The following is an 835-nucleotide window of genomic DNA, read 5'->3' as shown; positions in this document are numbered from 1 at the left end:
GCACCCATCAGACCGCCTTCGGTCATCTGCCACTGGGCACTATTCGCAGCTTTGGCATTGCTTTGTTCAAAGCGACCTAAATAGTTAAAGATCACGGCAGGCTCTGCAAACTGAGCCTGAGCGAGAGCACTTTGAGGATCTAGGTAACGCAAGATGCCATAGCCCAAACCTTTATCTGGGAGTGCATTAATCGCTTCTTTGACTTGTCGAATCGCATGACCTGCATCACTGGTGCGCACCTGAGTATCTAGTCCGCTAACGGGTAAGCGCAGCGGGAACAAGGTGGTAAACCAACCGACGGTCCGAGTCAGATCAGCATCTGTCTCACGGCCATGGCCTTCTAGTGCAATCACTGGATCGCCTAGCTCAGTGTGATATTGGCTGCGAGCCCATTGGGAGAGGGCTAAACCTAAAGCCGCTAGTAAGACATCATTAATCTGGCCATGATAGATTGCTGGCGCTCTTAAGAGTCGCTCAGTTTGGCTGGCATCTAGTTGTCCTACCAGGCGCTGGGCATTACCTAAGGTATTGTTTGCTAAATCTACTGGGCCATCACTTGGCAATGCGTGAGCGGCTTGTACTTGAGAGAGCCAGAGCGCTTCTTCTGCGCGCCTAGCACCACTTTGACCAGCAGCTTGTAAGCTCAAAGCCCACTCGCGTAGCGGTAAGCTTGACGCGGGTAGTGCTTGTGTTGGAGTGTGCGTGAGGCTGGCAAGATCATCGATCAAAATACGCCAAGAGACACCATCGACTGCATAGTGATGGATCACCAACGCCAAGAGATTGGTCGTAGGCCCTGCAATCCAGCGCGCCACTACTAGCCCGCCAGCGCGCG

Annotated in this window: 1 protein-coding gene; it reads right to left on the bottom strand. The window is 53.2% G+C overall.

Annotated elements, in window-relative coordinates; genetic code table 11:
- Positions 1-835 (bottom strand): condensation domain-containing protein (locus tag ICN41_RS11180; protein ID WP_255537993.1); only part of this gene is annotated, 835 nt, incomplete at both ends.

The sequence above is a fragment of the Polynucleobacter sp. 15G-AUS-farblos genome (assembly GCF_018882445.1).
In the GTDB taxonomy this organism is placed as follows: domain Bacteria; phylum Pseudomonadota; class Gammaproteobacteria; order Burkholderiales; family Burkholderiaceae; genus Polynucleobacter.
The sequence above is the reverse complement of the archived record's forward strand: the minus strand, read 5'-3'. Positions and strand labels throughout refer to the sequence as shown.